The sequence below is a fragment of the Thermohalobacter berrensis genome (assembly GCF_003609645.1).
Taxonomy (GTDB): Bacteria; Bacillota; Clostridia; order Tissierellales; family Thermohalobacteraceae; genus Thermohalobacter; species Thermohalobacter berrensis.
Genome location: NZ_MCIB01000013.1, coordinates 19829 through 38612, shown reverse-complemented (window position 1 = coordinate 38612; position 18784 = coordinate 19829). Strand labels below are relative to the sequence as shown.

The following is an 18784-nucleotide window of genomic DNA, read 5'->3' as shown; positions in this document are numbered from 1 at the left end:
AACATTAGCTCTCTTTTAAAATTATATCATAACAAAATTGTCAAGCAACAATTTTTTGAAAAATTCTTATTTGTTTTGTATGTTTATTGTAAACATAATATTTCCTTAATTGATTCCTCATCCTTTTCTGTTAACACAGTTTTACATGTTTTTATGAAATCAACAGTAGTTGCATTCTTAAATTTATAGTCTTCATAATATCGTCTAAGTATCTTAAAAAACTTTTCATCCCCTATATTTTCTCTAAGTTCCTCTAGTGCCATAGCTCCTCTGTGGTAAACTAAAGCTGTATATTCTCTTGAAGTAGTAAACTCATCTATTTTCTTATTAATAATTTCCTCTAAATTTTTTCCTTTTGCATATTGTTTGTATTGATCCTTTATCATTATATTATATATGCAATCTGCTGCAGTTTTGCCATACTTTTCTTCATAATATAATATTGTAGAATACTCAGTAATGCTTTCATCTAACCACGGTTCATCCACTTCATCATTTCCGACAACTCCATACCACCATTGATGGGCTGTTTCATGCACTATTATATATTCTAATATATCAGGAGACTGATAATTATATATCTCATTATCAATCATAACCAAGTTAGGATATTCCATTCCCCCTACAAAAAAATCACTAGCAACTACTTTGTATTCATCATATGGATATTTACCAAATAATTTGTTAAAAATTTTCAAGGAATTTACAGCATATTCTAAGGCTTCATCTCTATATTTTTCATTAAAATAGTAGGATCTTACTTTAATTCCTTCAACAATGGCTTCTTTACATTTAAATTTGTCACTAACTATTACTGCAAAATCCCTCACCATATTTGCTTTAATAAAGTAATGTATTTTAGTTCCTTTATCTTTCTTTTTAACTATTTTCCCTGTAGTAACCGGAAAATACTCCTTTGGTGTAATAAACTCAACTTCATAATTACTTATATTACTATAAAATGGATCTCCCACTTTATGATAGGGATCTAGATTCCATCCTTCATTATCATAAACAGCTACTATGGGATACCAATTTGTTATATTATATGTAAAGTTCCCATATCCAAACCGTCCCCTTGAGTTGGGAATCTTTACATTACATTTTATATCTATAATCCTTTTATTATTCCTTTTAATAGGTTTTTTTAATTTTATCATTAAGATACTTTGATTTTTTCCTATTATCTTAAAGTTAGCTGAGCTATTATTAACTTTTACCTCTTTTACCTTTACATATCCTGGGTTAAATCCTTTAGGATATGCCTCTTCCATTTCATGGTTATAGTAAGGCACTTTATCTTTTGAACTAAATGTATTAGGATATAGGTGTAAAAAGATTTTATCTAATGGTTTATCTGCTATATTAACAAATGTTATTTTAGTATTTATTTCTATTTCTTTGTTTTGTGGATTAAAATCCGCTACTATATTATATTTGTTTATTTGATTAACTCTATCTAAATTAAAAGTATATTTAATATCTTCTGGTATGTATAGATATATAATTATAGGCAAAACTGTAATAATTAAAAGTGATAAAACTTTTTTGAAAAGTCTTTTAAGGATATAATACACAAGTATCCTCTCCAATCATAAAAAATATATTTTTACCAATTATTCTATATAGTTACATATATGTAGATATAACTTGTCATAATTCTATAACTTTGATATAAATTTATATATCCTGATATGATATAATATTTGATAAATACAAGTCTTGGAAGGTGAGGATTTTGTCTTTTTTTAAAGAAACTACAGATATTGATTTAGGCGATACTCCAATTGAAAATATATTTATAAACGATTTTATGCCAATGGCAGATGGTACATATGTAAAAGTGTACTTGTTGGGGTATAAGTATGCCAATGATAAAGATAGTAATATTGAAGTAAACAATGAAACAATTGCAAAACATTTAAATATACCTTTATCTGATGTTTTAAAGGCATGGGACTTTTGGGAACAAAAGGGAATAATAAAAAAACATAAAAAGGAAAATGGCAATGAGTATGATTATATGGTGGAATTTCTAAATCTGAAGCAACTATATATTAAAAATAACTTTAGACCTATTACATCTAAAGATAACAAAGAAGAACAGAAAAAACTTTATACTTGTAGTGTGGAAGATTTATTAGAAGCAAATAGGATACCGAGTATTCAAGAAATGTTTTATTCAATAAGTGAAATCATAAAAAGACCTTTAGTACCTAATGAGAAGAAGAAAATATTAGAATGGATGTATAATTACAATATGAGTCCAAATTTAATAGTTAGAGCATATTATTATTCTGTTGAAAAAAGGAACAAAAAGAATGTTAACTATGTCCATGGTATTATAAGAAATTGGTATGACATGAAAATAACCAATGTTGAAGCTTTAGAAAGTTATCTTAAACAAAATAATGATAAGCACTATAGATACCAAAGAATAATGAAGGCCTTAGGTTATAGTTTTAGACCTCCAAGTGAATCAGAAAAAGCTACTATCGATAAATGGTTTGATGAGTGGAATTTTAGTATGGATATAGTCCTTAAAGCCTTTGAAAAAACAAAAAATACTTCTAATCCAAGTATTAATTATATTAATGGAATTCTTAATTCCTGGTATAAAAAAGGAATAAAATCTGTGGATGAAATAGAAGAAAAAGATAAACCAGTTTCTAAAAACTCAAATAAACAAACTAAAAGAAAAGTTAAAACAAAGTTTCATAATTTTGAGCAGACAACATCTAAATATACCGCAGAGGAATTGGAAGAGAAAATAAGGAAAAATTTCGAAGAAAAAATGAGAAAAAAAGGTCTTGGTAACCTTTTTGAAAAACAAGAATAATACCTCTAATATCGAGGAGGATAATTTATGAATAAAAAAATTATAAAAGAAATATTAAGAGAATATGAAGCAAAAAGAAATAAGGCTTTACATGACCAAAAGTTAAGAAAGGAAGAAGTTTATGCTAAAGTCCCTAGGATTAAAGAGATAGATGAAAGAATTTCAGAAACGGGACTTTTAATTTCAAAAGCTATTTTGAAAAATCCAGATTCCTATGAAGAAAAAGTTGAAGAAATAAAAAAGAAAATGGAAAACTTAAAAAGAGAAAAGGCTATACTACTTACTGAAAATAATATACCCCTTGAATATCTTGATGTTAATTATGAATGTAATAAGTGCAAAGATACTGGGTATCTAGATAATGGAAAAAAATGTAGTTGTTTTAAACAAGCCCTTATAAACAGGGCTTATAAAATGTCTAATTTAGAACATGTGTTATATAAGGAAAATTTTCAAAGCTTTAATATAACAATTTTTTCTGATAAACCCTATGGTAGTGAAAAATTTACTCCTAGACAAAATATGGAAAAGATTTTAACCATTTGCGAGGGATTTGTTATTAATTTTGATGAGGACAACGAAGAAAACCTACTTTTTTATGGAACTACAGGACTTGGTAAGACCTTTATGTGTAACTGTATTGCTAAGGCATTATTAGATAAAGGTAAAATCGTTCTATATCAGACAGCTTTTAAAATACTTGAAATAGTTGAGAACCATAAGTTTAGAAAGAAGACAAATGAAGGTGTAGATATGTCAGAATATGACCTTTTATTTGATGCAGATCTTTTAATAATAGATGATTTAGGTACAGAGCTTACAAACACATTTACAAATACTGAAATATTTAATATTGTAAACTCTAGACTAATCAAAGGAAAAAAGAATATAATATCTACTAACCTTTCTCCAAAGGAAATTGCAGAAACCTATACAGATAGAATTTTCTCAAGGATATTCAGCAAGTTTTCACCTCTAAAATTCTATGGGCCTGATTTAAGATGGGATAAATAAAAATAAATAAAAAAGACCTAGGACTTTCCTTAAAAGTCCTAGGTCTTTTTAGTTGGAGCTGGCGATCGGACTTGAACCGATAACCTGCTGATTACAAGTCAGCTGCTCTACCAATTGAGCTACGCCAGCAAAGATGGCGACCCGGAAGGGACTCGAACCCTCGACCTCCAGCGTGACAGGCTGGCATTCTAACCAACTGAACTACCGGGCCACATATTGCTTCGCAATAATTTAAAATTTACAATTAAAATTAAAAATTAAAAGCCTTTGGCTTTTAATTAGTCTATTTTACATTTTCCATTTTTAATTTTTAATTCCTTGTTGTTTTAACAAGGAAAATGGTGGGCGCGACAGGACTTGAACCTGTGACCTCCTGCTTGTAAGGCAGATGCTCTCCCAGCTGAGCTACGCGCCCATATGGTGACCCTACCGGGATTCGAACCCGGGTTACCGCCGTGAAAGGGCGGTGTCTTAACCACTTGACCATAGGGCCACAAGTGGTGACCCATCTGCGACTCGAACGCAGGACACCCGGATTAAAAGTCCGGTGCTCTACCAACTGAGCTAATGGGTCACAGCCAATTTGTTCAACTCACAGTTATATATATTACAAGATGCTTGTCCCTTTGTCAACACTTTTTTGAAAAAATTTTTTAGTTTTTTCTTGGTAATTTCTGACTTTTAAAAAGCTTCTCCTCTTATTATGGTTTCACTTCTTCTAGGTCCTATTGATATTATATCTACTTTTACCCCTGTAAGTTCTTCTATCCTTCTTATATATTTTTTCGCGTTTTCTGGTAATTCTTCAAAGGAGTTTACACCCTCAATTTCTTCTTCCTTCCAGCCATCAATTTCTTCATATACTGGAGTACATCTAGCTAATGTCTCTAAGCTTGCAGGAAATTCTTCTATAATTTCTCCATCTAGCTTATATCCTGTACAAATTTTTAGCTTATCAAATCCAGCTAATGTATCAAGTTTAGTTACTGCTAAAGAAGTTAGTCCATTTATTCTTGCTGCAAACTTTAGCATTACAATATCTAACCATCCACATCTTCTTGGTCTTCCTGTAGTTGTACCATATTCATGTCCTTTTTCTCTAATCATATCCCCTATCTCATTATTTAACTCCGTAGGAAAAGGACCTTTACCTACTCTAGTAGTATATGCCTTAACTACCCCCAGAGCATTCTTAAGGCTAAAAGGGCTTATTCCTGCTCCAATAGAAACTCCACCTGAAATTGGATGAGATGATGTAAGATATGGATAAGTTCCAAAGTCTAGGTCTAAAAGTGTTCCTTGGGCACCTTCAAATAAGACCTTTTTCCCTTCTCTTATTAAACTATCTAATAATACAGAGGTATCTGTAACATATTTCTTTAACTCTTCAAGATATCCCATATATTCAGCTACAATAGTATCCTCATCAAAACCTTTTTCACCATATAGTTTCTCAATTACTTGATTTTTTTCTCTAATATTTTTTCTAAGTTTTTCCTCAAAGGAATCTTTATAGAAAATATCACACATTCTAAGTCCTACTCTTTCTACCTTATCCCTATAGCAGGGGCCTATTCCTTTTTTAGTTGTTCCAATTTTTTTGTCGCCTCTTTGTTTTTCTGCCAATTCATCTAATTTCTTATGGTATGGAAATATAATATGTGCTCTATCACTAATCCTAAGATTATCAGTATTTATTCCCTTATCATTTAAGTACTTTATCTCATCTAATAATGATTTAGGATTTATTACAACTCCGTTACCTATAACACATAATTTATCTTCATAAATTATACCTGATGGTATAAGATGTAGCTTATATTGTTTATCTCCAACTTCTACAGTATGACCTGCATTATCTCCTCCTTGATATCTTACAACAATATCTGCCTTTTCTGCTAAATAATCTGTTATTTTTCCTTTCCCTTCATCTCCCCATTGGGCTCCTAATATAACTAGAGTTGACATAAGATCCTCCCCTTTATCTATTGTTAAGTCTACTAGTTATTTCTCGCGCTACTACAACACCTGCAACAGATGCTTGAGCTAAGCCTCTAGTAATACCTGCTCCATCTCCTGCTGCAAATAAATTTTCTATTTCTGTTTCTAAATTATTAGTAAGCTTAACTCTCGAAGAATAAAATTTAACTTCAACACCATATAATAATGTGTGCTTTGAGAAAATACCAGGTGCTACCTTATCCATAGCCTGAAGCATTTCCACTATATCAGTTAAATGTCTATAAGGTAAAACCAAGCTTAAATCTCCAGGTGTAGCATCCTTTAAAGTTGGTTGTAATAAGCTTCTTTTAAGCCTTTTTTCTGTTGTTCTTCTTCCATCTAATAGGTCACCTAACCTTTGAACTATAACTCCATCTCCTAACATGTTAGCCAATGTTGCTATATATTTTCCATAGGCTATTGGTGAATCAAATGGCTCTGTAAATTCTTTAGATACTAAAAGTGCAAAATTTGTATTTTCTGTCTTTTTATCAGCATAACTGTGGCCGTTTACTGTTTTTATACCATCATTATTTTCTACAACCACTTCTCCATTTGGATTCATACAAAATGTCCTTACTCTATCATCAAAGGATTTTGTATAATATATAAACTTTGATTCATATACTGTATCTGCTATATCCTGTAAAACTACTGATGGTACCTCTACCCTTACTCCTATATCTACAGCATTATTTTTAGTACTTAGTTTAAGTCTGTTTGCTTCATTTTTAAACCACTCTGACCCTTCTCTACCTGGTAATGCTACTACATAATTACTATAGTAGGTTTCTCCTTTTCTAGTTTTAACTCCTATTACTTTATTATTTTCAACAAGTATATTCTCTACAGGTGTCATATATTTTATCGTTATTCTATCTTCAAGATATTCCTGCATTCTCTTTAATATATCAAAGCATTTTTCTGTACCAAGATGTTTTACAATAGCTGGTATTAATTTAAGGTCAGCTGCAGCGGCACTTTTCTTAAGCTTTACTACCTTTTCAGTATCTGTTCCATAAACCTTTTCAGTTCCACCAAATTTAACATATATATTATCTACATATTTTATTAGTTCCTCTAATCTTTTCCTTGTCATATATTCATGAAGTACTCCACCAAATTCAGAAGTAAGTGTAAGTTTTCCATCACTAAAAGCTCCTGCTCCTCCCCAACCGTTTACTATAGAGCAGGGTTTACATCGAACACACTTAACTCCTTTTTCCTTTACAGGACAAGTTCTGCCCTCTATATTTCTTCCCTTTTCTAGTAAAAGAATTTCTAATTTCTCATTATTGTTTAATAGTTCAAGGGCTGTAAAAATACCTGATGGCCCTCCCCCAATAATTATTACATCATAGCTATTTCTTGCCATTCATTCCCACCCTCATTTTATTATCATTTATATGATAATTTTCGCTATGTAACGAACACCATTTATTATAGTATCAAATATATGTATATAAGTCAATATATTTCCGAATATTATTTGTTCGTTCTAGTAAAATATTCGCAATTGACTTAATTCAACATCTCTATTTACTAAACCACTGCTTTTAAAGCTTTGACTACATCATTTATTATATGTCCATTCTTAACCATAGATTCTAATATTGAAATAGCTTCTTTAGGCTTCATACCTTTTCTATAGGGTCTATCTTCTGTTAATGCTTGATAAACATCTGAAACAGCAATTATTTGATCTTTATAATCCATTTCCTCATAGGTTAATTTCTCCGGATATCCCTCTCCATTTAGTTTTTCATGATGATTTCCAGCCCATTTTGCTATATCTTCTAAACCCTTAACTTGGTTTAATGTTAATTTAGTATAGTAAGGATGAGATTTTATTATTTCAAATTCTTTTTGTGTTAATTTCCCAGGCTTTTCTAAAATATAATTAGGTACAATAAGCTTACCTAAATCATGTAATAAAGCTGCAATTTCTAGTTTTTCAAGGATAATATCATCATATCCCATGTAAGTGGAAATATTTCTAGTTATTTTAGCTACACCTTTAGAATGAATATATGTAAATCTACTTTTACTATCTATAAGCCCCGAAAATGCTTTGGCTATTTTCTTTAATTCCTGTATTCTTATAACTTTATTATGGGTTGGTTTAATTATTTCTAAAACCCTTGGAAGGTTATAAATGTGTAAATCAAATATAAATCTTTCTTTTTCAAGTAAATCTAAGAAGACATCAGCTATTTCTGGATTAAATAATTCTCCTTTACTTACATTAACCCATTTCTTTACTTTATATTTATCAAAGTCTTTATTAAATCCATAACAATAGCTTATGTCAAACATATCTGCTAAATGTATAATTTGAGCTCCTAATGGAATCTCGTTTTCTTTAAGGCCATATGGACCACTTCCATTCCACTCTTCATGGTGATATTTGATAAAGTCTGATATTTCATCGTCTAGTGGAAGATCTTTAGAAATCTCTCCCCCTATTCTACAATGTTCTCTTTTTAAGTTTATATTCTTATGAACTGTATCAATACTATAGGATGACATCTGTCCAGTCATACCTATATCATGTATAAATGATGCATAATATATATTGTCAATCAATTTTTTGTCTAACCCCATATTCCTAGCAATATTAAAAGCAATGAAAGCTGTTCTTCTTGAGTGTTCATAACTTCTATTTTCTGCAATATCCAAGGATAGAGATAAGGATGAAAGGAGTTCTCCTAAATTAATGTTTAAATTTTCATTTATCATAAATACCACTCCCAACAAACTATACCATATTTTTATTAAAAATAAGGTTGTACTTACTTTTATCTAATTGCATTTTATAGTAATAACAATAAATTTCTCCTTCTTCTAAAGTAAAGTCATACCTTATATCTTTATAAAACTCATCAGAAAATATAGGAATATTTTGATTTTCTAACTTTTCGGAAAATTCTTTTGCTATTTCAAAGCCACATTTTTCATAACATCTTATTGCCCTTTTATTAAACCTAGCTACATTAAGATACATTTTTTTCATTTTAAGTTCATTAAAATAATAATCTAAGAAAGCCTTTAAAGTCTCTGTCCCATATCCATTATTCAAATAATTTGGATCAAGAACTATTCCTAAAACAGCATTTCTTTTTATTCTCTTTATATTACTTATAGTTAAGTATCCTATAACCCTTCCATTTTCGTTTAAAACTCCATAACATTTCTTTTTTCTTTCCCCTGTTTTTATATGAAACCATTGTTTTGCTTCTGTCCTACTTAATTTAGGAAAATTATAATCTTCAAAGAGAGGGTCAAGATGTTCTCCCCATTTTCTCATTTCATAAACATGTTCTACTGTTAATGTATAAATTTCTATTCTTTTTCCTTTAGCTATATACATTTGGTCTCTCTCCCATTCATTATAAATAGGATATTTTACTACTAATAATATTATATATTCTTCTTTTGATTATATTTTCCCTTGTATTTTTCAAAATAAAAAAGGTATCCATAATACATAAATGTACACGAATACCTCAATTATTGTGTTCAGTAAAAATATATTACAAATTATCTTTCAATAATTTTTTTACCAAATTCTCGACCAAACTCTTTACACTTATCACAGGTCTCTTCATGGGGAACAAAATTTACTTTTAATCCTTTTTGTTCTACTTTTAATTTTAAGTTCTTTAGATTATCTTCTATAATTTTAACTGCTTCACCACTCCATCCATATGACCCAAAGGCTCCAGCTAATTTGCCCCTATTTGTTATAGGATTTATAACACTAAACAATCTATATATAGGTCGTAAAGTATTTTGATTTATAGTTGGTGATCCTATTAATATAGCAGTACTTTTTTCAACCTTTTCTTCAAGTTCAAATCCATCCATCATTTCTATATCACATACTTCTACCTTTATATCCCCTGCTTCTTTTATACCTTCTGCTATCATTTCTGCAAGCTTAGCTGTATTTCCATAGGCTGAAACATAAGGAATAAATACCCTTTCCTTGTCAGGCTTCTCTTTAGCTTTCTTAGCCCATTCTTCAGATAAATCAACATATTTTTTCCAGTTCTTCCTGAGAATTGGTCCATGTCCTGTACATATCATATCAATATCTAAATCTCTTATTTTGTCTATTGCTTTTAACATATAACCACTAAAAGGTTTTAATATAACATCAAAATAATATTTAAAGGCATCATCAAAGTTTCCTACTAAATCATCAAACATTTTACTATCACAATAGTGGCAGCCAAAGGAATCACATGTAAATAATAGCTTATCTTCTTCAAGATATGTGTACATTGTGTCAGGCCAATGTAAAAATGGAGCTGAAATAAATTTTAAGGTTTTATCTCCTAAATCTAAAGTATCTCCATCATTAACTATTTTGTAATCAAACTCAAAATCAATCATTTGCTTTAAAAAGTTAATTGCAGCCCTTGAAGCAATTACAATAGCATTTGGTGCTAATTTAAGAAGATACTTTAAATTGCCAGAATGATCAGGTTCAGTATGGTTTAAAATAATATAATCTATTTTTTCAGGTGCTACTACACTCTTTACCTTTTCAAGATATTCCTTTTTAAACTTTTCTTTTGAAGTTTCAATTATAGCCTTTTTCTCAGCATCAATAAAATATGAATTATAAGTAGAACCATACTTTGTTTCCATAACAACATCAAAGGTAACTAACCCTGGATCAAGAATTCCAATCCATTTAACCTTTTCTTTAATATCCAAAATTTGATTATTATTCACAATTTTAACCCCCAATACAATAATCTCTATCAATAAATTACCCCACAAAACCAGCTCTAAACATTTATAAAATATAAATCCAGAGGACAGTCCCTTTGATTTTACCTTCTTCTATATAAAAAATAAGCGCAGACTAAAGTCTGCGCTATAGTTTTAAATATATTTAATTATAAACTGTCAATTGTAAATTGTTTCTACCCTTCATCTGTTCTATATTTCTCAAGATTTAAGAATTTAGTATATTGTGCCATCCATACTAGTTCCACAGTACCTGTTGGACCATTACGTTGTTTTGCTATTATTACTTCACCTATATTCTTTTTATCAGTATCAGGATGATAGTATTCATCCCTATAAAGAAGCATTACAACATCTGCATCCTGCTCTATAGCTCCTGATTCCCTTAAGTCAGAAAGGATAGGTCTATGGTCAGACCTTAACTCCGGAGCACGTGAAAGCTGAGAAAGGGATACAACAGGGCAATCCATTTCTCTAGCTAATCCTTTTAGACCTCTAGATATTTGTGATATTTCTTGTTGCCTATTCTCTGTGGTTCCATCTCCCTGCATTAACTGTAAATAATCTATCAGAATTAAATCTAAACCATGTTCTATCTTAAGCTTTCTACATTTAGCTTTCATTTCCGCTACCGAAATACCTGGTGTATCATCTATAAAAATTTTAGCCTGTGATAAAGGCCCCATTGCTCTTACTAATCTAGGCCATTCCTCTTCACTTAACTGTCCATTTCTTATTTTTTGTATTTCTACATGGGATTCGGCACTTAACATACGCTGAACAAGCTGTTCTTTAGACATCTCAAGACTAAATATGGCTACTGAAGCATCACTTTTTAAAGCACTGTTTAATGCTATGTTTAGAGCAAATGCAGTTTTACCCATAGAAGGTCTTGCTGCAACCAATATTAAGTCTGATGGCTGCAGACCTGAAGTCATATTATCTATGTCTATAAATCCTGTGGGAACACCAGTAAGTCCACCTTTATTCTGGAATAGTTCCTCTATTTTATCAAATGTATCCATTAAAACATTTTTTATAGAACTAAAACCTTCATGGGTTCTATTTTGAGTTATATTAAAAATTTTCTTTTCTGCCAGTTCGATTATATTATTTATATCTTGGTCTGCCTCATATCCCTTTGATATGATTTCATTTGATGCTTTTATTAACTTCCTTAATATAGACTTTTCTTTGACTATTTCACAATAATTTTTTATATTAGCAGTTGTTGATATCCCTTCAGGCAAGTCAGCAAGATAGGTTGTCCCGCCTATAGCCTCTAAAGTTCCTCTTTTTTTCAATTCCTCTGAAAGAGTAATTAAATCTACAGGTTCATTTCTATTATGAAGTTCTATAATAGCTGTGAAAATTTCATTATGGGCCTCTTTATAGAAATCCTCAGATCTTAACATTTCAGTTGCAGTAATAATTGAATCCTTATCTAGTAGCATTGACCCTAATACCGATTGCTCTGCTTCTAAGCTATGAGGAGGTACTTTACCCATAACTTGCAACTGTTCTGTCATCAAGCCACCTCCAAATCATTCTTAAAAATCCAGCACCTAAGATAATAAAAGTGCTGGATCTAAAAAGTCTTATTGTTCTATAACTTCTACTTTTAATTTAGCTGTAACTGAAGGATAAACTTTTATATTTACATAAGTTGCACCTAAAGTCTTAATATTATTTTCAAGTTCTATCTTTCTTTTATCAATTTTAATTTTATGTTGTTTTTTTAATGCCTGTGCAATATCCTTAGCAGTTACAGAGCCAAATAATTTTCCATGCTCTCCAGCTTTACCCTTAATCTTTACTGTAATACTTTCAATTTTTTCTGCTAGTTTTTTAGCTTCTTCTAATTCTTCCTGTTTTCTTATCTTCTTAGCCTTTTTCTGCTCTTTTAAAACCTTTAAATTTCCTTTAGTAGCCTCTTTAGCTAAACCTTTTGGAATAAGGAAATTCCTTGCATAACCATCTTTTGCCTTAACAACATCTCCTTTTTTTCCTAATGATTTAACATCTTTAAGTAATATTACCTTCACTACTTATCACCTTCCTTTAAATATTCTTTTATTGCATCCTCTAACATTTTTTTAGCCTCTTTAAGGTCAGTTGTATCTAACTGAGCACCCGCAACAGTTAAGTGGCCTCCACCACCTAGCTTTTCTAAAATCAACTGGACATTTATGTCCCCTAGAGACCTTCCACTTACATGAACTCTATTATTACTAAGGGCTAAAACGAAAGATGCTGTTATACCAGTAATATTTAATAAGTCATCAGCTGCTTGAGCAGCAATTAAAATTGCATCATCTGATTGAATGTCTAAAATAGAAATAGCTATTTTATCTTCTACTGTAGTTGCATTTTTTACAACATTGGCTCTAGATATAAAAGTATGTAAATCATCTTGGAATAACTGCTTAACAGAAGTGGTATCAGCACCTACCCTTCTTAAAAATGAAGCAGCTTCAAATGTCCTAACCCCTGTTTTAAAAGTAAAGTGTTTTGTATCTACAGTAATACCAGCTAATAACGCCTCTGCCTCAAATTTTCCAATATCTGTTTTATCTGTCATATAAGATAGTATCTCAGTAACAAGCTCACAAGTAGATGAAGCATATGGTTCTAAATATTTTAATACAGGGTCTTTAATAAATTCTGCACCCCTTCTATGGTGGTCAATCAGTACAACCTTATCTACTATATCCAATATTTCAGGTGCCTCTGTATAACTTGGTCTATGAATATCTAAAACTACACAAAGAGAAGATTTATCTGCTATTAACCTAGCTTCTTCACTAGTTATAATGTACTCTAAATATTCTGGATGATCATTTTTGATTCTTTCATAAATATTTTTAATTGAAGGGTTTATATCATTTAGAATTATATATCCTTCTTTTCCTCTACTTTTAACAGCCTTAAATATACCTATCGATGCCCCAAAGCTATCCATATCACCATTTCTATGTCCCATAATAAAAACCTTATCTGATTGGTCTATAAGCTGTCTTAAGGCATGGGCAATTACTCTAGCTTTAACCTTTGTTCTCTTTTCTACAGCTTTACTTTTTCCACCATAAAACTCTAGTTTATCTATCTTCTTAACAACTGCCTGGTCTCCACCTCTACCTAGTGCAATATCTATAGCAGCCTTTGCATATTCGTATAATTGAGCAGGATTTTTCCCATTTACTCCAACTCCTAAACTTAAAGTAATAGGTATTTTATTCCCTTCTTTTATTTCTCTTATATCATCAAGTATATCAAATTTTTTTGCTTCTAGATTTTCAAGATACTTATTTTCAAATACTATAATATATTTACTACTTTCATATTTTCTTATTAATCCATTAATTCTTGCTGCAAATAAATTTAATCTTTTATCTATCTCTGCTAGTACAATAGGCCTATTCTCTTCATCTGTGTTCTTAATAACCTCATCATAGTTATCAACTTCTACTAGACAAATATTTATTCTTTCATCATTATATTTTTCTTTAAGTACAGTAAAGTTTGTAATATCTATCCAATATAGCATTATTAAGTAATCTCTATTATTGCCATCTGCCTTTTTTACTATATTATATAACACTTTATAATGTCTATCCTTAATAGTTACCTCAAGAGACGTTTTTTTCCTATTCTTTTCAATGTTATCCATTTTAAAAGTTGGTACTATTTCCTCAATATTCTTTTCAAGTATATCCCTTTTATTAATTATTTCCATAAATTTACCATTATACCAACTTATTGTGCCATCTAATTCCACCATAATAAATGGAATAGGTAAATTTAATATAGCATACTTAGTTGCCGAATCAAATTCCTTGGTAAGCCCTTCAATATACTTTGTCCATTCTACTTTTTTTAAGTGGATATTTTTCCAGTGATAATATATAAGATAAATTAATACAATAATTCCTATTGCCGAAATTATCGGTTCATAAAAAGCTATTATAAAAAGCAGTATACCAATTATCCAAAGATAAATCTTTGTGTCAGGAATTAAAAACTTAAAAAATCTTCTATTTGACATTTTTGCCCTCCTAAGTTCTACTGAAAACTATTAAGCTTTCTAAAATTAAAAATTGAATCTAGAAACCCTACAAAGGCTATTACAAGTCCTATTGGAACATAAAGCAACGACAATATTATTAAAATTATTTTCACACCTCTACCAAATCTTTTTTTATCTAGCAAGTATACTATTACCCCAAGACCTTGCATATAAAATAGGAAAATAAGTAGTATTATAACATTAATAAAAATAGTTTCATGATAAAATAGCTTGAAGTATCTTATTATCCAAATAGCTAAAAATATTACAGCTGAACCTAAAATTATGTTATTTGGAAGTCTAAAATGCTTTAACTTAGGTATATTTATCTTTTTATATCCTAATCTCCTTGATATTGAAGATGTAGTCCAAAAGTTTATATATGTTACAAACATAGATGTAATTATTAACGTTGCTGGTATTAATGCAATCATGTAATCTACAGTTCTTTTTATTATATTTTTCATCTGAGATATTTCATAGTTTGATAAATCCATCTCTTTAAAAAGTTTAACCTGTTCATCAATTGATTTAGAAAATGAAGTATCTATAGCCTCTATAAAGTTTATGCCTGTTACATATCCTAAAATACCTAAAGTTATTGCTGTTGCTAAAAGAAATATAGCAGTACCATATATCATTACTTTATATGATGAATACCCCTTATTAATCATATATGTTAGGCCTATAGCAAATAATCCAAAAATTACAAATATAAACAGTCCTGTGAAGAAATCTATCAGGATTGAAATAAGTAAACTTGACGCTATTATAGATATAATGCTATGTTTAACATCATGTCTAATTCCTAAAATAATAAATGGTACTGGAAATAATATAATAACTAGTGGAACAATATGAAGTCCAACAAATAAAAATACTGTCATCAATAAGGTAATTATTGCTGTTTCTGTTATGCTATTAGTTCTATTCTGTAAATTCAAAATACTCACCTCTATCTTTTTTTTCTAAAGTGGTCTAAAAGTTTACTTAAATCTCCATACCATCTTTCGATATTATGCTCTTCCACAACCCCTAACTTAATTTTGCTTTCTACTTTTGAATCTATAGTATCAAATGATATCCCTAAACGTTTCCCTAAAAGATATGTAACAAGTATTATATTAGCTAATACATCAAGCAAAGCATCTTGACTATTTTTAACGCCCTTAACAAGTAATTCAAAAAGAGAAGCAACTGCAGTTAGAAGTTCACTTTTTAACCATTCTATAACTCTAATATTTTTTGTTATATTTACATTTTTATCATTGAATCCCATGTACATTCCTCCTATTTCATTATAACAGATAAAAACTATTATCAAACCTGTATGACCTAATTACTAATTATAACCAGTAAAAAGCCTTATTAAAATTCTACATAAGTTTTAACTCTAATGTCAAATTGTTTCATAGGCGTTTAATCAACATTTTTAGTACTTTATTTTTAAATTTATAGTTAAGATTGATTAATGTAGCAATAAACGTTAACCAAATATTGTAAAAGTGTTGTGTCTAAAAAAACGGCTGCTTTTGCAGCCGTTAACTGTGTATTCCCTATTAAAATTAATTATTTTTTATATACATATCTTCAGGTAAGAATTTTATTACTATTAATGCTACTATTCCACCTATAAGTGCCGTAAATAGTTGAGGTAAAGAAAAAGCTGCTATAATCTTAGGTGGAACTTTAGGTATAAATAATGATAATAGCTGTCTAACAGAAAATGCTAGAAAAACAAATTTTACAAAAGCTGCCACTACTATTCCAACATAGTCACCATAATTAGATACCCTTGTTCTTATAGCATTAAATACAATTACTAGCAACGAATTCCCTATCATAATAAAAGGAACTAAAGGAAATAATGGCATTATTCCGAAAGCAAAGGCTATAAGAGGTGTAAAACATCCTACTAGAACTCCTGATACTGTTCCAACTAAAGCTGCACTTAATATTAAAACCATATTAACAAGTGGTCCTACTAATGGCTGCGCAAAAGCTCTAAAGCCTATTTGAAATACTAGGGCTAAAGCTAAAAGAATTGCCGTTCGTACTAAATATGTAGCTGTAGAATTTCTTTTCATTTAAGAAACCTCCCTTCCTGTTTAATATATTTATATTATAATATATATAGGTAATATTTTTACAATATAAAAATTCTTTATTAAAATTGAAAATTATAAATAGAAAAAATCAGGGACTGAAGAATTTCAGTCCCCTAGTTATTTTTTATTTAATTAAGCAACTGTTTCTTCAGCCTTTTTCCTTTCTTCCTGTTTTATATCCTTTTTTAAGAAAGAAACTATTAAGGCTGTAACAACAGTACCAATAAGAATTGATACAATATATAATCCTAGATTTCTAACAGCATTAGGTATAAAGAATACGAAAAATCCACCATGTGGAACTGTTATAGCTACTTTAAACATCATTGATAATGCTCCAGTTACAGCTGAACCTATCATTATAGAAGGAATTACTCTTATTGGATCTGCTGCAGCAAAGGGAATTGCACCTTCTGTAATAAAAGATATGCCTAATGCCCAAGCTGCTTTTCCTGCTTCTCTTTCCTCTGTATTAAATTTATTTTTAGCTATTCTTGTTGCTAAACCTAGTCCTAAAGGAGGTGTCATACCTGCTGCCATAACTGCAGCCATTATTTCTGACGCCTGTCCTGCTGCTAAAGTACCAACTGCAAATGTATATGCAGCTTTATTTACTGGGCCACCCATATCAAAAGCCATCATTAACCCCAATATTAATCCTAAAATTACAGCGTTACCTGTACTAAGGTTGCTTAACCAAGTAGTCATACCCTTATTTAATGCTCCTACAGGCTTACCTATTACATATATCATAAGTAATCCAACAATTAGTGAAGATAATAATGGAAGTACTAATACAGGCATTAAACCTTGCATAGACTTTGGAAGCTTTATACTTTTCTTTAGATATCTTACAGTATAACCAGCTAAAAAACCTGCAATAATTCCACCTAAAAATCCCGATCCAGTTGATCCAGCCAACATACCTCCAACCATACCAGGTACAAGTCCAGGTCTATCTGCAATAGAATAGGAAATAAATCCAGCAAGTATTGGAACCATTAATGCAAATGCTGACCCTCCACCAATTTGCATAAGAGCTGCTGCAAGTGTTCCCTCTTCTTTAAAAGCTTCAATTCCAAAGGCAAATGATATAGCTATTAAAATACCACCTGCAACAACGAATGGTATCATATATGATACACCTGTCATAAGATGTTTATAAGGTCCCTTTCTTGTTGAGCTTCTTTGTGCCTTTATTGTTGAAACCTGTTCTGTAATATTTTGAGCATCTACCTTTGCATTTTTTGCCTTTTCAAGAACATCTTTAGCATTTTTAATTGCATCTTGTACACCTACTTCAACAATAGGTTTACCAGTAAATCTTTCCTTTGATACTTTTGTGTCTGCAGCTATTATTACTGCTTTTGCTTCTTTTATATCTTTTTCTGTTAGCTCATTTTCAGCTCCTACTGAACCCTGTGTCTCAACCTTAATTTCTACTCCCAATTCCTTAGCTGCAATCTGAAGGGCCTCTGCAGCCATATAGGTATGGGCTATACCTGTAGGACAAGAAGTAACAGCTACAAATTTCATTGTTTTACCCCCTTAAAAGTCTAATATTTCTATAATTTCATGTGGTGTCTCTGCCTTCATTAAGGATTCTCTTAACTCTTTATGCATAAGTTTTCTAGAAAGCTGACTTAAAACCTTAAGATGTGTATCATTTGCTTTATCTGGCACTACAATTAGAAAGAACATGAAGGCAGGTTCACCATCTAATGAACTAAAATCAATTCCCTTTTTACTTCTTGCAAATACTATCGATGCCTTTTTCACACCACTACTTTTCCCATGTGGAATGGCAATTCCATTTCCTATACCAGTTGAAAAAGTTTTCTCCCTTTCAAAAACAGCTTCCAGCACTTTTTCTTTATCATGTAGTCTATCATTTTTATCTAGTATGTCTACCATTTTCTTTATTACCTCTTCTTTATCATTTGCTTTAATATCTAAACATATTTGGTCTTCTGTTAATAAGTCTATTATTTTCAT

At 30.4% G+C, this 18784-nt stretch carries 16 protein-coding genes and 5 tRNA genes; 2 read left to right on the top strand and 19 right to left on the bottom strand.

What is annotated here, in order from left to right; all coding sequences use genetic code 11:
* Positions 1-83 precede the first annotated feature (83 nt).
* Complete coding sequence (locus BET03_RS07545; protein WP_120168945.1) at positions 84-1577, bottom strand: M1 family metallopeptidase; 1494 nt, start codon at positions 1575-1577, stop codon at positions 84-86.
* 161 nt (positions 1578-1738) lie between these two features.
* Here BET03_RS07545 and BET03_RS07540 point away from each other — a divergent pair, with 161 nt between their 5' ends.
* Both BET03_RS07540 and BET03_RS07535 read left to right on the top strand, forming a co-directional pair.
* The gene (locus tag BET03_RS07540) at positions 1739-2839 is read left to right on the top strand and encodes a DnaD domain protein (RefSeq protein WP_120168942.1); all 1101 of its coding nucleotides are present in this window, start codon (positions 1739-1741) and stop codon (positions 2837-2839) included.
* A 27-nt stretch (positions 2840-2866) separates the two neighbouring features.
* Positions 2867-3853 carry an ATP-binding protein gene (locus BET03_RS07535; protein WP_120168940.1) on the top strand — a complete coding sequence of 329 codons (987 nt, stop codon included), beginning with the start codon at positions 2867-2869 and terminating at the stop codon, positions 3851-3853.
* 53 nt (positions 3854-3906) lie between these two features.
* Here the strand turns inward: BET03_RS07535 and BET03_RS07530 are convergent.
* The 18 genes from BET03_RS07530 to BET03_RS07445 all read right to left on the bottom strand — a co-directional run bounded on the left by BET03_RS07530 (position 3907) and on the right by BET03_RS07445 (position 18784).
* A tRNA-Thr gene (locus tag BET03_RS07530) sits at positions 3907-3982 on the bottom strand.
* Between the two features lie 5 nt (positions 3983-3987).
* Positions 3988-4064, bottom strand: a tRNA-Asp gene (locus BET03_RS07525).
* A 128-nt stretch (positions 4065-4192) separates the two neighbouring features.
* Positions 4193-4268 (bottom strand) — tRNA-Val (locus tag BET03_RS07520).
* 3 nt (positions 4269-4271) lie between these two features.
* Positions 4272-4346 (bottom strand) — tRNA-Glu (locus tag BET03_RS07515).
* Between the two features lie 5 nt (positions 4347-4351).
* A tRNA-Lys gene (locus BET03_RS07510) sits at positions 4352-4427 on the bottom strand.
* Between the two features lie 107 nt (positions 4428-4534).
* Entirely contained in the window at positions 4535-5821 is a 1287-nt protein-coding gene (locus BET03_RS07505; protein WP_120168938.1) for an adenylosuccinate synthase, read from the bottom strand.
* Between the two features lie 13 nt (positions 5822-5834).
* On the bottom strand, positions 5835-7229 hold the full coding sequence (locus BET03_RS07500) for an NAD(P)/FAD-dependent oxidoreductase (protein ID WP_120168936.1): 1395 nt from the start codon (positions 7227-7229) through the stop codon (positions 5835-5837).
* Positions 7230-7396: 167 nt separating this feature from the next.
* Positions 7397-8593 (bottom strand): HD-GYP domain-containing protein, encoded by a 1197-nt coding sequence (locus tag BET03_RS07495; RefSeq protein ID WP_120168934.1) that lies wholly within the window; start codon positions 8591-8593, stop codon positions 7397-7399.
* Between the two features lie 19 nt (positions 8594-8612).
* On the bottom strand, positions 8613-9224 hold the full coding sequence (locus BET03_RS07490) for a GNAT family N-acetyltransferase (protein WP_120168932.1): 612 nt from the start codon (positions 9222-9224) through the stop codon (positions 8613-8615).
* Between the two features lie 170 nt (positions 9225-9394).
* On the bottom strand, positions 9395-10597 hold the full coding sequence (locus tag BET03_RS07485; RefSeq protein ID WP_120168930.1) for an FprA family A-type flavoprotein: 1203 nt from the start codon (positions 10595-10597) through the stop codon (positions 9395-9397).
* A 194-nt stretch (positions 10598-10791) separates the two neighbouring features.
* A complete protein-coding gene (gene dnaB, locus BET03_RS07480) occupies positions 10792-12144 on the bottom strand; it encodes a replicative DNA helicase (RefSeq protein ID WP_120168928.1) in 1353 nt (450 codons plus the stop codon).
* Positions 12145-12213: 69 nt separating this feature from the next.
* A complete protein-coding gene (gene rplI / locus BET03_RS07475) occupies positions 12214-12660 on the bottom strand; it encodes a 50S ribosomal protein L9 (protein ID WP_120168927.1) in 447 nt (148 codons plus the stop codon).
* Positions 12660-14660, bottom strand: coding sequence for a DHH family phosphoesterase (locus tag BET03_RS07470; protein ID WP_120168925.1), 2001 nt, complete (start codon positions 14658-14660; stop codon positions 12660-12662). The genes rplI and BET03_RS07470 overlap by 1 nt, the downstream gene beginning before the upstream one ends.
* Positions 14661-14677: 17 nt before the next feature.
* Positions 14678-15625, bottom strand: a complete 948-nt coding sequence (locus BET03_RS07465; RefSeq protein ID WP_120168923.1) for a YybS family protein — start codon at positions 15623-15625, stop codon at positions 14678-14680.
* An 11-nt stretch (positions 15626-15636) separates the two neighbouring features.
* Positions 15637-15960, bottom strand: a complete 324-nt coding sequence (locus BET03_RS07460) for a MazG-like family protein (protein WP_120168921.1) — start codon at positions 15958-15960, stop codon at positions 15637-15639.
* Positions 15961-16246: 286 nt separating this feature from the next.
* Positions 16247-16768, bottom strand: coding sequence for an ECF transporter S component (locus tag BET03_RS07455; protein WP_120168919.1), 522 nt, complete (start codon positions 16766-16768; stop codon positions 16247-16249).
* Positions 16769-16921: 153 nt separating this feature from the next.
* Positions 16922-18325 carry a PTS fructose transporter subunit IIC gene (locus BET03_RS07450; protein WP_120168917.1) on the bottom strand — a complete coding sequence of 468 codons (1404 nt, stop codon included), beginning with the start codon at positions 18323-18325 and terminating at the stop codon, positions 16922-16924.
* Positions 18326-18337: 12 nt separating this feature from the next.
* Positions 18338-18784 (bottom strand): PTS sugar transporter subunit IIA, encoded by a 447-nt coding sequence (locus BET03_RS07445; protein ID WP_120168915.1) that lies wholly within the window; start codon positions 18782-18784, stop codon positions 18338-18340.

What these genes read in the sequence shown, in the direction of transcription:
- BET03_RS07535 (WP_120168940.1), top strand. Translation starts at nt 2,867, where the DNA reads ATGAATAAAAAAATTATAAAAGAAATATTAAGAGAATATGAAGCAAAA.
- BET03_RS07505 (WP_120168938.1), bottom strand. Translation starts at nt 5,821, where the DNA reads ATGTCAACTCTAGTTATATTAGGAGCCCAATGGGGAGATGAAGGGAAA.
- BET03_RS07500 (WP_120168936.1), bottom strand. Translation starts at nt 7,229, where the DNA reads ATGGCAAGAAATAGCTATGATGTAATAATTATTGGGGGAGGGCCATCA.
- BET03_RS07495 (WP_120168934.1), bottom strand. Translation starts at nt 8,593, where the DNA reads ATGATAAATGAAAATTTAAACATTAATTTAGGAGAACTCCTTTCATCC.
- BET03_RS07490 (WP_120168932.1), bottom strand. Translation starts at nt 9,224, where the DNA reads ATGTATATAGCTAAAGGAAAAAGAATAGAAATTTATACATTAACAGTA.
- dnaB (WP_120168928.1), bottom strand. Translation starts at nt 12,144, where the DNA reads ATGACAGAACAGTTGCAAGTTATGGGTAAAGTACCTCCTCATAGCTTA.
- BET03_RS07470 (WP_120168925.1), bottom strand. Translation starts at nt 14,660, where the DNA reads ATGTCAAATAGAAGATTTTTTAAGTTTTTAATTCCTGACACAAAGATT.
- BET03_RS07460 (WP_120168921.1), bottom strand. Translation starts at nt 15,960, where the DNA reads ATGGGATTCAATGATAAAAATGTAAATATAACAAAAAATATTAGAGTT.
- BET03_RS07455 (WP_120168919.1), bottom strand. Translation starts at nt 16,768, where the DNA reads ATGAAAAGAAATTCTACAGCTACATATTTAGTACGAACGGCAATTCTT.
- BET03_RS07450 (WP_120168917.1), bottom strand. Translation starts at nt 18,325, where the DNA reads ATGAAATTTGTAGCTGTTACTTCTTGTCCTACAGGTATAGCCCATACC.
- BET03_RS07445 (WP_120168915.1), bottom strand. Translation starts at nt 18,784, where the DNA reads ATGAAAATAATAGACTTATTAACAGAAGACCAAATATGTTTAGATATT.